The organism is Luteolibacter sp. SL250 (assembly GCF_026625605.1).
Lineage (GTDB): Bacteria > Verrucomicrobiota > Verrucomicrobiia > Verrucomicrobiales > Akkermansiaceae > Luteolibacter.
On the sequence record NZ_CP113054.1, the window covers coordinates 3,711,883 to 3,726,653 of the forward strand.

13 protein-coding genes are annotated in these 14,771 nt (G+C 62.9%); 2 read left to right on the forward strand and 11 right to left on the reverse strand.

The window, feature by feature from the left end; genetic code table 11:
• Nucleotides 1-172 precede the first annotated feature (172 nt).
• A complete protein-coding gene (locus OVA24_RS16100) occupies nucleotides 173-1,159 on the reverse strand; it encodes a malate dehydrogenase (protein ID WP_267670985.1) in 987 nt (328 codons plus the stop codon).
• A 494-nt stretch (nucleotides 1,160-1,653) separates the two neighbouring features.
• Here OVA24_RS16100 and OVA24_RS16105 point away from each other — a divergent pair, with 494 nt between their 5' ends.
• Nucleotides 1,654-2,130 (forward strand): hypothetical protein, encoded by a 477-nt coding sequence (locus OVA24_RS16105; RefSeq protein WP_267670986.1) that lies wholly within the window; start codon nucleotides 1,654-1,656, stop codon nucleotides 2,128-2,130.
• A gap of 22 nt (nucleotides 2,131-2,152) precedes the next feature.
• Here the strand turns inward: OVA24_RS16105 and OVA24_RS16110 are convergent, their stop codons facing one another.
• The 8 genes from OVA24_RS16110 to OVA24_RS16145 all read right to left on the reverse strand — a co-directional run bounded on the left by OVA24_RS16110 (nucleotide 2,153) and on the right by OVA24_RS16145 (nucleotide 11,944).
• Nucleotides 2,153-3,358 (reverse strand): hypothetical protein, encoded by a 1,206-nt coding sequence (locus OVA24_RS16110; RefSeq protein ID WP_267670987.1) that lies wholly within the window; start codon nucleotides 3,356-3,358, stop codon nucleotides 2,153-2,155.
• A 129-nt stretch (nucleotides 3,359-3,487) separates the two neighbouring features.
• A complete protein-coding gene (cysK, locus tag OVA24_RS16115) occupies nucleotides 3,488-4,450 on the reverse strand; it encodes a cysteine synthase A (protein ID WP_267670988.1) in 963 nt (320 codons plus the stop codon).
• Between the two features lie 36 nt (nucleotides 4,451-4,486).
• Nucleotides 4,487-5,230: a phosphoadenylyl-sulfate reductase gene (locus OVA24_RS16120; RefSeq protein ID WP_267670989.1), complete on the reverse strand. Its 744-nt coding sequence runs from the start codon at nucleotides 5,228-5,230 to the stop codon at nucleotides 4,487-4,489.
• Nucleotides 5,231-5,379: 149 nt separating this feature from the next.
• Nucleotides 5,380-7,128, reverse strand: a complete 1,749-nt coding sequence (locus tag OVA24_RS16125) for an NADPH-dependent assimilatory sulfite reductase hemoprotein subunit (RefSeq protein WP_324287900.1) — start codon at nucleotides 7,126-7,128, stop codon at nucleotides 5,380-5,382.
• A gap of 20 nt (nucleotides 7,129-7,148) precedes the next feature.
• Nucleotides 7,149-8,924: an assimilatory sulfite reductase (NADPH) flavoprotein subunit gene (locus tag OVA24_RS16130; protein WP_267670993.1), complete on the reverse strand. Its 1,776-nt coding sequence runs from the start codon at nucleotides 8,922-8,924 to the stop codon at nucleotides 7,149-7,151.
• Nucleotides 8,925-9,135: 211 nt separating this feature from the next.
• Nucleotides 9,136-10,773, reverse strand: a complete 1,638-nt coding sequence (locus OVA24_RS16135) for an ABC1 kinase family protein (RefSeq protein WP_267670994.1) — start codon at nucleotides 10,771-10,773, stop codon at nucleotides 9,136-9,138.
• 182 nt (nucleotides 10,774-10,955) lie between these two features.
• Complete coding sequence (locus tag OVA24_RS16140) at nucleotides 10,956-11,204, reverse strand: hypothetical protein (protein WP_267670995.1); 249 nt, start codon at nucleotides 11,202-11,204, stop codon at nucleotides 10,956-10,958.
• 233 nt (nucleotides 11,205-11,437) lie between these two features.
• On the reverse strand, nucleotides 11,438-11,944 hold the full coding sequence (locus tag OVA24_RS16145; RefSeq protein WP_324287901.1) for an MOSC domain-containing protein: 507 nt from the start codon (nucleotides 11,942-11,944) through the stop codon (nucleotides 11,438-11,440).
• Between the two features lie 109 nt (nucleotides 11,945-12,053).
• Between OVA24_RS16145 and OVA24_RS16150 the strand changes: the two genes are divergently transcribed.
• Nucleotides 12,054-13,799, forward strand: a complete 1,746-nt coding sequence (locus OVA24_RS16150; protein WP_267670998.1) for an FAD/NAD(P)-binding protein — start codon at nucleotides 12,054-12,056, stop codon at nucleotides 13,797-13,799.
• Nucleotides 13,800-13,835: 36 nt separating this feature from the next.
• On the opposite strand, the gene OVA24_RS16155 is transcribed toward OVA24_RS16150, so the two are convergent.
• Both OVA24_RS16155 and OVA24_RS16160 read right to left on the reverse strand, forming a co-directional pair.
• A complete protein-coding gene (locus tag OVA24_RS16155; protein WP_267671000.1) occupies nucleotides 13,836-14,027 on the reverse strand; it encodes a hypothetical protein in 192 nt (63 codons plus the stop codon).
• 62 nt (nucleotides 14,028-14,089) lie between these two features.
• Nucleotides 14,090-14,587 (reverse strand): YciE/YciF ferroxidase family protein, encoded by a 498-nt coding sequence (locus tag OVA24_RS16160; RefSeq protein WP_267671002.1) that lies wholly within the window; start codon nucleotides 14,585-14,587, stop codon nucleotides 14,090-14,092.
• Nucleotides 14,588-14,771: the final 184 nt, after the last annotated feature.

Below are 14,771 nucleotides of genomic sequence, written 5' to 3' on the forward strand. Positions count from 1 at the left end.
ACTCTTGTCCTCCGGCGGCATTGGTGAACTATCAGAAGATTCACCGCGAAGACGCAAAGGAGCGAAGAAATCGCGGCTTTCGCGACTTTTCGGTAGATCCTTCGTGTATCGCCATTGCAGCCGGAGGACAGGAGTGTCCTCCCTCCTTACTCGGTTGCAGCGCGTCTTGTCCTTATGGGATGAGATCCTTCACTGCGTCCCGTTCTTCCTTCAGCTCGTTGATGGTGGCATCAATCTTGCCCTGGCTGAACTCGCTGACGGGCACGCCCTGCACGACCTCCCAGGTGCCGTCGCCTTTCGAGCGGATGGGCATGGAGGCGATGAGGCCCTTTTCGATGCCATAGGATCCATCCGAACAGACGGCAACGGAGGTCCAGTCACCGTCCGGAGTGGCGGTGATGAGGCTTTTCACGGTGTCGATGGCGGCGTTCGCGGCGGAAGCGGCGGAGGATGCACCACGGGCGGCGATGATGGCGGCGCCGCGCTGCTGGACGGTCTTGATGAACTCACCCTCCAGCCACGCCTGGTCGGTGATGACTTCGGTGGCGGGCTTTCCGCCGATCTTCGCGTTGGTGAAGTCCGGATACTGGGTGGCGGAGTGGTTGCCCCAGATGCAGAGGTTGGTGACGTCCGACGAATGGACGCCGGCCTTCGCGGCGAGCTGGCTTTTCGCCCGGTTCTCGTCGAGGCGGGTCATGGCGAAGAACCGGTCGTTCGGCACGCCGGCGGCGTTGTTCATGGCGATGAGGGCGTTGGTGTTGCAGGGGTTCCCGACGACCAGCACACGGATGTCCTTCGCGGCGCTGCGGGCGATGGCCTGGCCCTGGCCGGTGAAGATCCTGCCGTTGATGCCCAGCAAGTCGCCGCGCTCCATCCCCGCCTTCCGCGGCACGGAGCCGACGAGCAGCGCCCAGTTCGCGCCCTTGAAGCCTTCGTCCAGGTCCGCCGTCGGCACCACCTCCCGCAGCAGCGGGAACGCGCAGTCATCCAGCTCCATCACCACTCCGTTGAGGGCGGGCAAGGCGGCCTCCACCTCGATGAGGCGGAGGTTCACCGGTTGGTCGGCGCCGAAGACATAACCGGATGCGATGCGGAACAGCAGCGCGTAGCCGATCTGGCCGGCCGCACCTGTGATGGAGACTGTGATGGGGTCCTTCATGGGAATTTCTGAATGTGATGAGAGTGGTAGTGCTATCTGTTTAGGATCGGTGCTCCGGCAGGTCAACCTGCATCCACCGCAGGGCAACCTCATTTCGAGAGTTCAACCGCGAATGGACGCGAATGGACACGAATGAAAGGTGGGCTGATGCCGTATTTCGAGGTGGAGTGGGGAATTTCCGTATGGAGAGTATTCACCACCCGCACTGATTCACGGTGAATTCGCGTCCGTTGGTGTTCATTCGCGGTTCGGATCTTCTGAAACAAGCCGACAAGGTCCAGACAGGTCCGAAATGAAGTGGCCTTGGCATCCACCGCCGGACGAAAATGCGCCGCAAGGGAGGCGGCGGATCTAACAGCGATCCGGACGGAGGATCCGCCACCCGGCTGGCTGCCAGAAAAACGCGCTGTTTCCAGAGGTTCCGCCCGTCGGGCGGGCTTGCCAAGCCATGGTGGCTGCGGGATGCTGGCACGCGCAAAACCAAGCGGATTTCCTTGGACCAGACATCCCCAACCCGACCAGCCGCACCCGTACGTCTGCGCTCCGTGCAGTACCGGAAGCCGTATGCCTGGGCGGAAATCCTGATCGTCCTCAACTGGCTGGCCGCGGTCGCGGTGCTGACCTGCCTCCCCATCGTCCTCCTGGAGCCGACGCACCGGACCATCCGGATCATGATCGTCTGTGTGGGCGTTTATGTCTTCACCAGCCTGATCTCATTCCTCCACCGGCGGAGCGTCCTGTGTCCGCTGTGCAAGGGCACGCCGCTGGCCTCATCACGGGCGCACGTGCACCCGAAGGCGACGCGGATCTTCCCGCTGGACCATGCGACTTCCGCTGCGTTCAGCCTGGTCTTCACGCAGACGTTCCGCTGCATGTACTGCGCCTCCCGTTTCGACCTGCTGAAACCCCGCGCCCTGCCACAGTCCCCGGGGGAGGCGGATGGCCTGCCGGACAGCCAGGCGGGAAGGTGAACGCGGCGGCGGCGCGGGACGTTCAGTCCCCGGCGCCTTCCACCCAGCCGTCGGAGACGAGTTCCTCGATGACCACCTGGTTCCTCTTCACGTCACCGGGGAGGTATTTCAGCTTCACCGTCACCAGACGGGTGGATTTCCCGTCCAACGGACGGACCCTGCCGTCCAACGATGAATCCCGGCGCACATAGCCATAGAGGACATGCTCACGGTCCGGGGAACGGAGCTCATAGGACTGCCACTTCCGGTCATCCGCGAAGCCGAAGTTGTAGTACTCCAGCGTCTTCAGGGCGACCCTGAACAAGACAGGCTGCTCCGGCTTCTCCGAGATGAAACGCGGCCATGGCATCTCCGACCACGCGACGAAGCTCTCCCAGTCCACCTTCAGGCCGTCATCCCCGCGGAGGAAGGCGATCTGCTTTTCCTCGAAATCCTCCGTGCGGACACTGACGGAAATGAGCCTGCCGCGGTAGGCGAGCGTGTTCTTCGTGTTGAAGGCGCTCATGCCGGGCGCGGGCACCTTCCCGTCCGGATACCAGGCACGGATCTTCCCCTCCACCTTGTCCGCGTCCCTGACGAAGGGGAGCAGCTTTTCAACCGTGTCCGCCTGCAGGAAGCCGCGTGTCAGGGGCTCCAGCTCCGCGGTGAGTTCCGCCTCGCTGCGGTTCATCTCCTGCGGCAGGTTGATCGCTTCCGGAACGGATGCCGGAGCCGCCACCGGGGCGGCCTCCCGCACCGGCGCGACGGCGATGGGCATCAATGCCGGTTCCGGTTCCTTCCGCAGCATGGCCACGGCCAGTGCCACCACGGCGGCGGTTCCGAGCAGGCCGCCGGCCCACCACAGGACCTTGTTGGACTTCCGGTGCTTGCCGACGCGCACCAACCGCTCCGTCGGGGCCTTTTCCCAGTCCGGCTGTTCATTGTCCGAAGGCTCCCTCCGGCGGCGTCTGAGTTCACCGGCAGGGGCGGCGGCCGCGCCGCCCTCCGCGGCCTTTTTCTCCCGCGCGCGCTGGAAGGACTCCGGCAGGCTGACGGGGGCGACTTTCTCGATTTTCCTTTCGACCAACGGCGGGGTCGCCTCACCGGCGGCGGGCACCCGCAGCATGCGGCGGCAGCTCGGGCAGATCACCCCGCGGCCATCATGGTCCCGCGGCACGCGGAACACGAACCGGCAATCCGGGCACACGTAACCATTCCACCTGCGGGCTTTCTCGGTCGATTCTGACACGTCGGGAGATTGGCCGCTCCCCTCCCCTCCTGCAAGCCTCCGGCTCAACCGCCACGAAACAAAAATGACGACCCATGAAAAAAGCCGCGCCTCCGTGGGGAGACGCGGCTTTGGAGAGATGCGGGGAAATCAGATCTCGGCGACGGGCAGGTTCGACACTTCCTCGCGGACCTTTTCGGCCAGCGGGGTGGAGAGGTAGCGCTCCGTGGAGGAGCAGCCGACGGTGACGATCTTCTTGCCTTTGTACTCCGGACGCTTGGCGAGCTGGATGGCGGACCAGACGTTGGCACCGGTGGAGATGCCTGCCGGGAGACCTTCGAGCTGGGCGAGCGCCTGCGCGGTGGCGAAGGCGTCGTCATTGGTGACCTGGATGACCTCGTCGATGATGGAGGTGTTCAGGTTGCCGGGGATGAAGCCGGCGCCGATGCCCTGGATCATGTGCGGGCCGGGCGCGCCGCCGGAGATGACGGGGCTGGCGGTCGGCTCGACGGCGAAGACCTTGAAGTCCGGCTTGCGGGACTTGATGACCTCACCCACGCCGGTGATGGTGCCGCCGGTGCCGACACCGGCGACGAAGGCGTCGATGTTGCCGTCGAGGTCTTTCCAGATCTCCTCGGCGGTGGTTTCACGGTGGACCTGCGGGTTGGCCGGGTTGTCGAACTGGCCAGGGCCGAAGGAGCCGGGATTCTCCTCGATGAGTTGCTTCGCCTTGGCGATGGCGCCGCCCATGCCGCGCGCACGCGGGGTGAGGACGATCTCCGCGCCCAGCAGGCGCAGGAGCACGCGGCGCTCCAGCGACATGCTCTCCGGCATGGTGAGGATGATGCGGTAGCCCTTCGCACGGGCGACGAAGGCCAGCGCGATGCCGGTGTTGCCGGAGGTGGGCTCGATGATGAGGCCGCCCGGCTTCAGGGATCCGTCCTTCTCGGCAGCCTCGATCATGGCCTTGCCGATACGATCTTTCACACTGAAGAGAGGATTGAAGAACTCAGCCTTCACATAGATCTCCGCGTCGAGTCCCTGTGTGAGATGATTGAGGCGGATGAGCGGGGTGTTGCCAACGGTGGCAACCATGTTTTCTGCCAATGCCATAATATCGTTTTGTTAGGGTGGAAAATTCCTACGGGATCAAATCTGGAAATCCGAAGTGCCGGAGTCAAGGTGAAGACCGCACTCGTATTTCTGGCCGCCGTAGCGGGTGGCCTCGGCGTCGCCGGTTTCATCCACCGGACGGGTACTGTGCCAGTCGCCCATGGTGACGTAGCCCTTCTCCGCCAGCGGGTGGCGCGGCAGGCCGTTCTGGTGGTAGTAGAGGTCCACCTGGGCGTCCGCCCAGTCGAGGATGGGGTAGGTCTTGATGGTGCGCTTCTGCTGCTCCACGAACGGACGCTCCGCGCGGGTGCTGGACTGGGAGCGGCGCAGCCCGCTGATCCAGACATCGGCGCCGGTCTCGCGCAGCGCGCGGTTCATGGGCTCCACCTTGGTGATGAGGCCGTATTTGTCCGCGCCGTCCTTCCCGTTCTCCCACAGGTTCCCCCACAGCGCCTGGATGCGGGCGGCGGAGTACTGCGGGTGATAGACGCGCAGGTCGATGTTGAGCTTCGACATCAGTTCCTCCGCATACTGGTAGGTTTCCGGGAAGAGGAAGCCGGTGTCGATGAAGACGACGGGGATCTTCGGCGCGTGGTCGTTGATGAGCTTGAGCATCACCGCGGCCTGGATGCCGAAGCTGGTGGAGGCGACGAGCCGGTCGCCCAGGCGGTCATACAGCAGCGCGAGCCGCTCCCCCGCACGCAGTGGCGCGAGCTCCGCGGACAGGGCTTCCGGATCGATGTCCACGATCGCCGGAATTTCAAATTTGAGCGCTTCCATGACGATGAATTGTTTTTTGTTAGATTCCCGTGAATCGGGCCACTTCAACCACTGATTTACGGATCAACTGATTTCACTGATCGGGATTCTTCGTCTTCAATCTGTGAAATCAGTGAAATCAGTGTAATCAGCGGTTTTGAATCATCTCCTCAGGCGGATGCGGCTGCCTCCGTCCGGATGTTGGCGTGGAAGTCCTTGCCCTGGACCGTGGCCGCGACGTAGCCGGTGCGGATGACGAAGTCGCCGAAGCGCTCGCCTTCGTTCCGCTCCTTCGCGTAGTGGCTGAGGATCGGGGAAAGGATCGGTTTGATCTCATCCGCGTGGATGTCCTGGCGGTAGAGCTTGTTGAGGCGCTGGCCGGCGTGGCCGCCACCGAGGTAGAGGTTGTAGCGGTCCGGACCACGGCCGACGAAGCCGATCTCCGCGATGAACGGGCGGCCGCAGCCGTTGGGGCAGCCGGTCATGCGGATGGTGATGGAGTCGTGGCGCAGGCCGGCTTCCTCCACGGTTTCCTCCAGGTCGGTGATGACGTGGGGCAGGTAGCGTTCCGCTTCCGCGAGGGCCAGGCCGCAGGTCGGCAGGGCGACGCAGGCGATGGAGCTGAGGCGCAGCGCGCTTTTCTCATGGCTGTCCTTGATGCCGTACTGCTCCATCAGCGCCTCGATCTGGACGCGCTTCGCCGGGGAGATGTTGGCGATCATGAGGTTCTGGTTCGCGGTCAGGCGGAAGTCGCCGTCATGGATCTTCGCGATCTCGCGGAGGCCCGTGCGCATCGGGTAGGACGGGGTGTCCAGCACGCGGCCACCTTCGACGAACATGGTGTAGTGGAAGTTCCCGTTGGGGTCCTCCTGCCAGCCGAAGCGGTCGCCGTTGTCCACGAACTCATACGGACGCGCGGGTTCCAGGTCGTAGCCGAGGTACTCGTTGAGCTTCGCCAGGATCCACTCCGGGCCGTAGTCGTCCACGGTGTATTTGAAGCGGGAGTGCTTCCGGTCCGTGCGGTCGCCGAAGTCACGCTGCACGAGCACGACCTTCTCGGAAACATCCACGACCTGCTCCGCGGTGCAGTAGCCGATGACATCCGCGAGGCGCGGGTAGGTGGCCTCATTCCCGTGGGTGGAGCCCATGCCGCCGCCGACGGCGACGTTGTAGCCGACGACCTTCCCGCCCTCGACGATGGCGATGAAGGAAAGGCAGTTGGCGAAGATGTCCACGTCATTGCTCGGTGGCACGGCGATGGTGATCTTGAACTTCCGCGGCAGGTAGGTCTTGCCGTAGATCGGCTCCTGGACTTCCTCCTCGGACGTCTTCACCTTCTCCCCGTCCAGCCAGATCTCATGATAGGCGCGGGTGTGCGGGGTGAGGTGCGCGGAGATGTCCTTCGCCGCCTGCAGCACGTCCGCGTGGGCGGTGGAGAGGTACGGGTTCGGGTTGCACATCACGTTTCGGTTCACGTCGCCGCACGCGGCGATGGTGTCCATGGCCGCCTTGTTGATGTCGGCGATGGTGCGCTTCAGGTTGCTCTTGATGATGCCGTGGAACTGGAACGCCTGGCGGGTGGTCAGCTTGATGGTGCCATTCGCGAAGGTGGTGGCGAGGTGGTCCGTCGCCAGCCATTGTTCGGAAGTGGCCACGCCGCCGGGAACCCGGATGCGGATCATGAAGGAGTAGGCCTTGTCCAGCTTGTGCTTGCGGCGGGTGGCGCGGGTGTCGCGGTCATCCTGCTGGTAGGTGCCGTGGAATTTCAGCAGCTGCTGGTCATCCTCCGAAAGCGAGCCGGTCGAAAGATCCTGCAGACCTTCCGCGATGGTGCCGCGCAGGTAGTTGCTGCGGGTCTTGATGCCTTCATTGGCTGAGAGTTTCTTTTCGGACATGGAAGAAAGTTTTCTAGTTTTCAGTGTTCAGTTTTCAGGCCACCTCAATACACGTCACGCTGATAGCGTTTCGTTTTCTTGAGGTTCTCGACATAGGCCTCGGCTGCCTCGCGGGAGACGCCGCCCTCGAACTCGACCACGGAGATCAGCGCCTCGTGGACGTCGTGCGCCATGCGGCTGGCGTCGCCGCAGACGTAGAAGTGCGCGCCTTCCTCCAGCCACGCGTAGACTTCCTTCGCATTCGCGATGATGCGGTCCTGCACATACACTTTCTCCGGCTGGTCACGGGAGAACGCGACGTCCAGCTTGGTCAGCGCGCCGCTCTTGAGGTGGTCCTGCCACTCCAGTTGGTAGAGGAAGTCGTAGAGGTAGTGCTGGTCGCCGAAGAAGAGCCAGTTCTTTCCGGTGCTGCCGAGCGCGCCGCGGTGCTCGATGAACGAGCGGAACGGAGCGACACCGGTGCCGGGGCCGACCATTATGACCGGGGTGTGGCCGTCGGCGGGCAGGCGGAAGTTCTTGTTCGGCTGGACGAAGATGGAGACGTTGCTGCCCGGCTTCGCGGTGTCCGCGAGGTAGGTGGACGCCACGCCCTTGCGCTTCCGGCCGTTCGTCTCATAGCGGACGGCGGCGACGGTGAGGTGCACCTCGTCCGGGTGGGCCAGCGGGCTGGAGGCGATGGAGTAAAGGCGCGGCGGCAGCTTGCGGAAGATGCCCGCAAGAGCCCCGGCGGAAAGGCCCTTCGGCGCGAAGTCCTCGATCGCATCGACGATCTCGCGGCCCCAGGTGTATTCCTTCAGCTTCTCCTTCGCGTCCTCCGCGAGCAGTTCCTTGAGGGATGCGGACTCGGCGGCCTCGGCCAGCTTCGTCAGCACGGCACGGGACAGCGCGGTGATGTCGAAGTCCTCGCGCAGGGCGTCCGCCAGCAGCTTCCTGCCGACGTTTTTCACCTCGATCTCCTCGGTGCCCTTGAGCTTCGCGGCCTGCAGGACATCCGCGACGACGTCCGGCGCGTTGAAAGGCACGACGGCCAGCGCATCGCCCGGCTCATAGGTCAGGCCGGAGCCGGATAGGGAGAACTCCACGTGGATGGTTTCCTTCGAGGTGCCCTCGCCGTTGAGCAGCACGTTGTCGATGATCTCCGACGGGAAGGGATTCTTCTTCCCATACTCCACGGCGGCCACCGGGGCCGGCGCGCTGAAGGCGACCGGGTGCGGGGTGAACGTCGGGGCCAGCGCCTTGAGCGCGGCGTCCAGCCACGCGGCGTAGCCTTCCTCATAGTCCACGTCGCAGTCGGTGCGCGGGTTCACGCGGGACGCGCCGAGCGCCTCCAGGCGGGTGTCGAAGTCCTTGCCCGTCTGGCAGAACTTCTCATAGGAAGTGTCCCCCAGCGCGCACACGGAGTAGCGCACGGAGCCGAGTTTCAGGTCACCGGCCATGAATTCCTTGTGGAAGGCGGAGGCCGTTTCCGGCGGCTCGCCGTCGCCCCAGGTGGAGACGATGACCAGCAGGTTCTCGATCTTGGAAAGGTCCGCGGGCTTGATGTCGGACATGTTCTTCATCACCGCCTGGAAGCCGCGCTTCTTCGCTTCCTTCACCGTGCGGTCGGCCAGTGCCTCGGAGTTGCCGGACTCCGTGCCATAGACGACGGTCAGCTTTGCCGACGGCGCGGGTGCGGGTGTGGCAGCCACGGAGGACACGGAAGCACCGGCGGCGGCAAGATAACCGCTCAGCCAGCTCTTCTGCGTGGGATCGAGACTGACAATGATGGAGTCCAACGCCTTGCGTTGGTCTGGGGTAAACGGTGCGTGCTCAGGCAGCATAATCCTTAGTTCCTTACCTCTTTTTGTGAGGTTTCGGCGAGAAAATGCAGCCAATTCCCAACGAACGCAACATTTATATCGGGCAATGCACTGTACAGCCGGACAGGAAAACGGGCGAACGGTGGGGTGGAAAACACAGGAACATCTTTCCAAGGAGCGGATCGTTTTCTCCCGGCGGCCCGTCCGGACGTCCCGGCGGCCCCTTCAGGAATCATTCATCCTTTACCAGAATCTGAAGCATGAGCCATAGGGCACCGAGCGCGGCGATGAAGAAAAACACCATCGCCAGGCCCGGGTAACCGAAAATCCGGAACGTGGTTTCGACCCGGGCAAGCATCGATGAGCCGACGATGAAAGCCGACAGCAGGAGGCCCATGGTGATCCGGTTGGCGATCTTCTGGAAGCCCAGCATCAGCTTGTGCTCGTCGATGGAGTCCACCTTCACGCGCAGCCGGTTGGTCGCCACCAGCTCGGTGATCTCATTCACACGGCGCGGGAGCTGGGTGAGGAAATCCTTCGTCTCCGTGAGCGAACCGAGGATGCCGGCGATCGAGAAACTGTCCTTCAGCCGTGAGGTGGAAAGCGCTTCCAGGTTCCTGCGGATGGCCGCCCGGGGATCGAACTGCGGCGACAGGGCGATACCGAGCCTGTCCAGGTTCATCAGCGTCTTGCCCAGCAGGCTGATCTCCGCGGGGATACGGATGCCCGCGGAGGCACAGGCCTGCATGATGAGCAGCACGATGCCGCCGATCTGCAGGTCCACGAGCTTCGAGTCCTTCGACTCCCCGAGGATGGTTTCGATCGAATTGACGAACTGGCGGCGGTCGATGTGGGCATCCTCGCTTTCGCCCAGACGCAGAGCCGCTTCCGCGACCTGCGTCCCGTCCCCCTGGCTGATGCCGGCGAGCAGATGCACCAACTGGTCACGGACGCGCGCGTTGACGCGTCCCACCATCCCGAGATCCAGGATGGCGATCCTGCGGTCGGGCGTCAGCAGCAGGTTCCCCGGATGGGGGTCCGCGTGGAAGAAGCCATCCACCAGGATCTGCTTCAGGTAGGCGCGGAAGACCTCATCCGCCAGCTTCCCGCCATCGATGTCCAGCAGCACCGGCCCGGCGAGATCCGTGACCTTCGTTCCTGGAAGGTAGTCCATTGTCAGGACCATCGGGGAAGAGTAGGCCTCCACGACTTCCGGGACCACCAGATCGCCGAACTCGGCGAGGTTGCGCTTCAGCTCCATCAGGTTCCGCGCTTCTTTCTGATAGTCCAGTTCCCTCAGGAGGGTGTCACGGAATTCCCCCAGAATACGCCCCGTGTGATACTTCCTGCCGAAGTCGGTATGTTCATCAAGGAAGTCCGCCACCTCCTGCAGGCTGTCCAGATCCGCCAGGATCTCCTTCCGGATGCCGGGGCGCTGCACCTTCACCGCCACCTCCCTGCCCTCCCGCAGCACGGCGCGGTGGACCTGTCCCAGCGACGCGGAACCCACGGGCGTCCTGTCGAAACTGGAGAACGCCTTCGAGATCCGCACCCCCAGCTGTTCGCTGATCACCGCTTCGACCTCCTCCACCGGGACCGGTTCCACCTTGTCCTGCAGGCGGCTCAGCGCATCGAGATAGACGGGTGGGAGCAGGTCGCTCCTGGTGGAAAGGAGCTGGCCGATTTTCACAAAGGTCGGGCCGAGCTTTTCCAGATCCACAGCGAGATCCTTCGCGTCCTCCCGCGCCTCCGGGAGGTCCGCGTCACCGCCGCCGAAACCGCCCGCGTTCACCAGGTCGGAGTTCCCGTATTTCAGGAACAGGCGGGCGACATCCTTGTAGCGGCGGAGGTGGGAGGGTGACAGTTTCATGGCAGCAAGATGCATGCATCGCAGTTATCATGCCGGAGCTGTTAGGCCCTGAATGCGCCCATCTGCCCTTTCCGGCGGATCGCGCGGATCGCAAACTTCACGATCAGTTGCGGAATGCAAGATGATCCGGCAATGCACCGGAAATGGAAACCGCGCGGTTCACCGCAGCACTTGGAACGCCATCAACCCTGCTTTCCATCCTCTGTGGCTCCGCCATCGAGGATCCTTCTGACCCGGCGGCGGAGCGTGGTTCTGCTGATGGATGGGGCCTGCTCCTCCAATGCCTGCTCCAACGCCAGATGGATCTCCAGCGACGACTTTCCGGGATAGAGCCGTTTGAGTTCCTTGATCAGAAAGGAGAGGTCGCTTTTCCGCTTCTCGTGAAAAGGCCGTTCCGGAAGGGAGCGGAAATCGTCAGGGTTCTGGTCCATGGGCACAATGAGTCCGTTGATCGGATCATGCCGCCCTGGGAGCGCCGCGGATGCGATGCTGTGCAACAAGTGGCGCGATGCTACCGCGGGGACGCATCTCCGCCAGCCTTTTCCACCCCCAACCGGGTCAAATCCGGGATATCAGATGCAGGTCCGCAACATTTCCGAAACAACCCATAGATAAAATCTAACAACCATCCGTGATATATCCCGCACCGCGGTTTTTTTTCATCTCATGACCGGACCCTCAACAGCCCGCCTGAAATCACCTTCGCGCGCAGTCCTCCGCGGAAGCCCTCTTTCATGAAGCGTTCCGTCCCATCCTCCACCACGCGGTCCATCCAGTGGCAGGGCCTGCATTCCTGGCTGCCCTCGAACTCGACGCCCTGGAACACAAACCGCTTTCCCAACCATTCCCCCAACCGCACGCCGGAAACGATGAGGTTCCGCCGGAAAACAGAGGCAGGAAGCTTCGGCAACTTGAAGTGAGCGCGTATTTCCTCCACCACCTCTTCTTCGAAAAACGTGACCTGTCCCTTGAAGTCCTGCCGGTAGCCGAAGTAGCGGTCCCCCACCAGCCCCTTCCCCGCCACGCACTCCACCTCCTCCACATCACGGATGCCGTTCTGCAGGCGGCCCGCGCCCTGCCTGCCCCAGTAGTCATGCCCGCCGGAGATATAGATCTTCCCCAGCTTCACCTGATCCCACACTCCGGCGTGTCCTTCCTCCGCGGTCGTCATCACCCAATGTAATGCCTGCACATCATCGGCCCGGAAAAAAACCGATCAAAATCGATGGGCCCACTTGATCGTCCCGCGATCCGTCGGAATGTGGCGGCGCATCCACCCCATGAGCGGAACATCATCGACAGGCGTCATCGGCAGCGGCCCTTCAGCCCTCTACTTTCTCAAGAACCTGCTGGATAGACTCCATCAGATGGAGAGCCCTCCGCGGCGGATCTCGATCTTCGAGAAAAGCCACATCATGGGCACCGGCATGCCCTACAGCCCGGAGACGACCAACATCCACAGCCGCTCCAACATCTCGTCGGAGGAACTTCCCCGGCTTCCGCAGTCTTTCGCGGATTGGTTGCGGGACCAACCTGCCGCCACGCTGGAGGAACTGGGCGTGGAACCTCCGGTCGATGAGGAGGCGGTTTATCCACGGCTGGCCCTGGGACGTTACTTCCAGGCACAGCACCGCGTGCTGGTTGACCGGCTGCGGGAGGCGGGGGTGGAAGTCCATGAGTTCCCCGGCTGCAGGATCTCCGACATCCGTGCGGATGCGGGCGGTGGTGTCACCCTTGTGACCGGAGAAGGTGCCGAACACCGGTTGGACCGCGTGGTGGTCGCCACCGGACACCACTGGCCGAACAAGGACAAGCCAGCCGCAGGCTACTACAGCTCCCCATGGCCGATCCACAAGCTGGTGCCGGAAAAGGACGGGGTGCTGAATTTCGCCATCGGCACGCTGGGAGCGTCCCTCAGCGCCTTCGATGTGGTGAACACGCTCGCCCATCTCAACGGCAGCTTCTCACGGAATGACGACGGGGTTCTGACCTACGCCGCCGCTCCGGGGACGGAGGATTTCAGGATCGTCATGCACTCCGCGGAAGGACTGCTTCCGCACCTGCAGTTCGCGCAGGAAGAGCCGATGCGGGAAATCTACCGGCACGTGAGCCTGGACGAGTTGCTGGCCCTGGTGGACGCGCAGGGTTACCTGCGGCTGGAGCGATACTTCGACAAGGTATGCCGTCCGGCATTGCTGCGCGCCTTCCAAAAGGACGGCATGCCGGAAATGGTGGACCTGCTTTCCGCTCCGAATTTCCGGCTGCGTGATTTCGTGGAGAAGATGACGGATGAACACGACTACGCGGATGCGTTCGAGGGCATGCGCCAGGAGATGGAGGAGGCCAGAATTTCCGTGGAGAACGACCGCCCCGTCCACTGGAAGGAATACATGGACGATCTGATGTACACCCTGAACTTCCATGCGGAGCTACTACCCGCGGAGGATCACATCAGGCTGTCGGGCGAGGTCATGCCGTTCCTGATGAACGTCGTCGCCGCGATGCCGCTGGAGTCCGGCGAGGTCCTGCTGGCACTCCACGATGCCGGAAAACTGGAGTTGATGGAGGGCCGAGTGGAGCTGGCGGAGGAGCAACCGCACGCGGACAGCACGCGGATCGTCGTGTCAGGAGGGAGAAGGGACGCGGTCATCGACTACCGCATGTTCATTGATTGCGGAGGCCAGAAGCCACTGGAGCTTTCCGATTATCCGTTTCCATCGCTCGTGCGGGCGGGAGATGTCCGCGAGGCCCGCGCATTGTTCGCCGATCCGGCGGAAGCGGCACGGGTGCCGGAAAAGAAGCGGGACAAGCTGTGCACCGGAGAAGACGGGCGACCGGCCTACCGCGTGGGCGGACTGGACATCGATCCTTTCTATCGTCTCGTCCGCGCGGACGGCATGCCGGACTCCCGGTTGCATGACATCTCCTTTCCGCTGACCACCGGACTACGGCCGTATTCCTATGGTCTCCAAGCGTGCAATGAAACGGCCCGCATCCTCATCGAGGGTTGGATGAGGCATGGGTGAGGCCGCCAATCCGCGGCCCCACCCGTCCTCCGACGCTCAATCGTCAGCCTTTGGCCCGATCACCTCGGAATGCCCAGGTGCATTGACCTCAGACTGGTGAAGGGCCGCGGAATCCAGCTTGGCGCCTTTGTCGTAGGAGAGGTCCTCATTGGCCTCTTTCACCTCCACTTTTGCGGGCTCTGCAGGCGGTCTGACCTCAGCCCCATTTTTTGTATCGTCTTGGTTCATGATCTTCAAAGTCCGCCCATACCTGATCAGCCGCAAACGCCCTCCCCTTCCGCTGGTTTCCATCAGGCCTCGGCGGGTGCGGAGGCCGTGATGGTTTTCGCGGCGGCAGTGAGCTTCTTGTCGGTCGCGCCTTCCTCGTCCTCCGTCGTCTTGAGCAATTCCGCGACCTCCTTGTTTCCGATGGCTTCCGCGAGCGCGCGGGCGGTTCCGTAGCCGGAGATCTCGTAGTGTTCCACCTTCTGGGCGGCGGCGATGAGTGCGAGGTCCTTGATGTGCTCCTCCGCCTCTTCCTTGATGGCTTCCTCCCCTTCCTCCACCAGTCCCTTCATCGCTTTGCAGCTCAGGCCGCGCGGGCTGGCACCCAACAATTCGGCGACCTGCTCGAGGCGGGTGACGTGGACCTTGGTTTCCTCCAGGTGGTCTTCGAATCCCTTTTTGAGATCCGCATCGTTCGCGGCTTTCGCCATTTTCGGAAGCGCCTTCACAAGCTGGGTTTCCGCGCTGTAGAGATCCTTCACGTTGTGGATGAGAAGCTCTCCGAGGGTGTTCAATTTGGACATGGTAGTGGTGGTTGATTGGTTGATTGGTTGATGGACGGGAATCCGGAACTAGCCATCGCAATCCCGATGCCAGACATGACCGAGGTCCGGATCAGCGGATTTCCGCGCAAATTTGGCCCTGAAATGCGGAAAGCGCTGATCTTCAGCCAACGCGTCGCATCTCCTTGCAACCCACGGATCGCTT

Bases quoted from the DNA above. Each gene is read 5' to 3' on its own strand.
- OVA24_RS16100 (WP_267670985.1), bottom strand. From the start codon at position 1,159: ATGAAGGACCCCATCACAGTCTCCATCACAGGTGCGGCCGGCCAGATC.
- cysK (WP_267670988.1), bottom strand. From the start codon at position 4,450: ATGGCATTGGCAGAAAACATGGTTGCCACCGTTGGCAACACCCCGCTC.
- OVA24_RS16120 (WP_267670989.1), bottom strand. From the start codon at position 5,230: ATGGAAGCGCTCAAATTTGAAATTCCGGCGATCGTGGACATCGATCCG.
- OVA24_RS16130 (WP_267670993.1), bottom strand. From the start codon at position 8,924: ATGCTGCCTGAGCACGCACCGTTTACCCCAGACCAACGCAAGGCGTTG.
- OVA24_RS16135 (WP_267670994.1), bottom strand. From the start codon at position 10,773: ATGAAACTGTCACCCTCCCACCTCCGCCGCTACAAGGATGTCGCCCGC.
- OVA24_RS16140 (WP_267670995.1), bottom strand. From the start codon at position 11,204: ATGGACCAGAACCCTGACGATTTCCGCTCCCTTCCGGAACGGCCTTTT.
- OVA24_RS16145 (WP_324287901.1), bottom strand. From the start codon at position 11,944: ATGACGACCGCGGAGGAAGGACACGCCGGAGTGTGGGATCAGGTGAAG.
- OVA24_RS16150 (WP_267670998.1), top strand. From the start codon at position 12,054: ATGAGCGGAACATCATCGACAGGCGTCATCGGCAGCGGCCCTTCAGCC.
- OVA24_RS16155 (WP_267671000.1), bottom strand. From the start codon at position 14,027: ATGAACCAAGACGATACAAAAAATGGGGCTGAGGTCAGACCGCCTGCA.
- OVA24_RS16160 (WP_267671002.1), bottom strand. From the start codon at position 14,587: ATGTCCAAATTGAACACCCTCGGAGAGCTTCTCATCCACAACGTGAAG.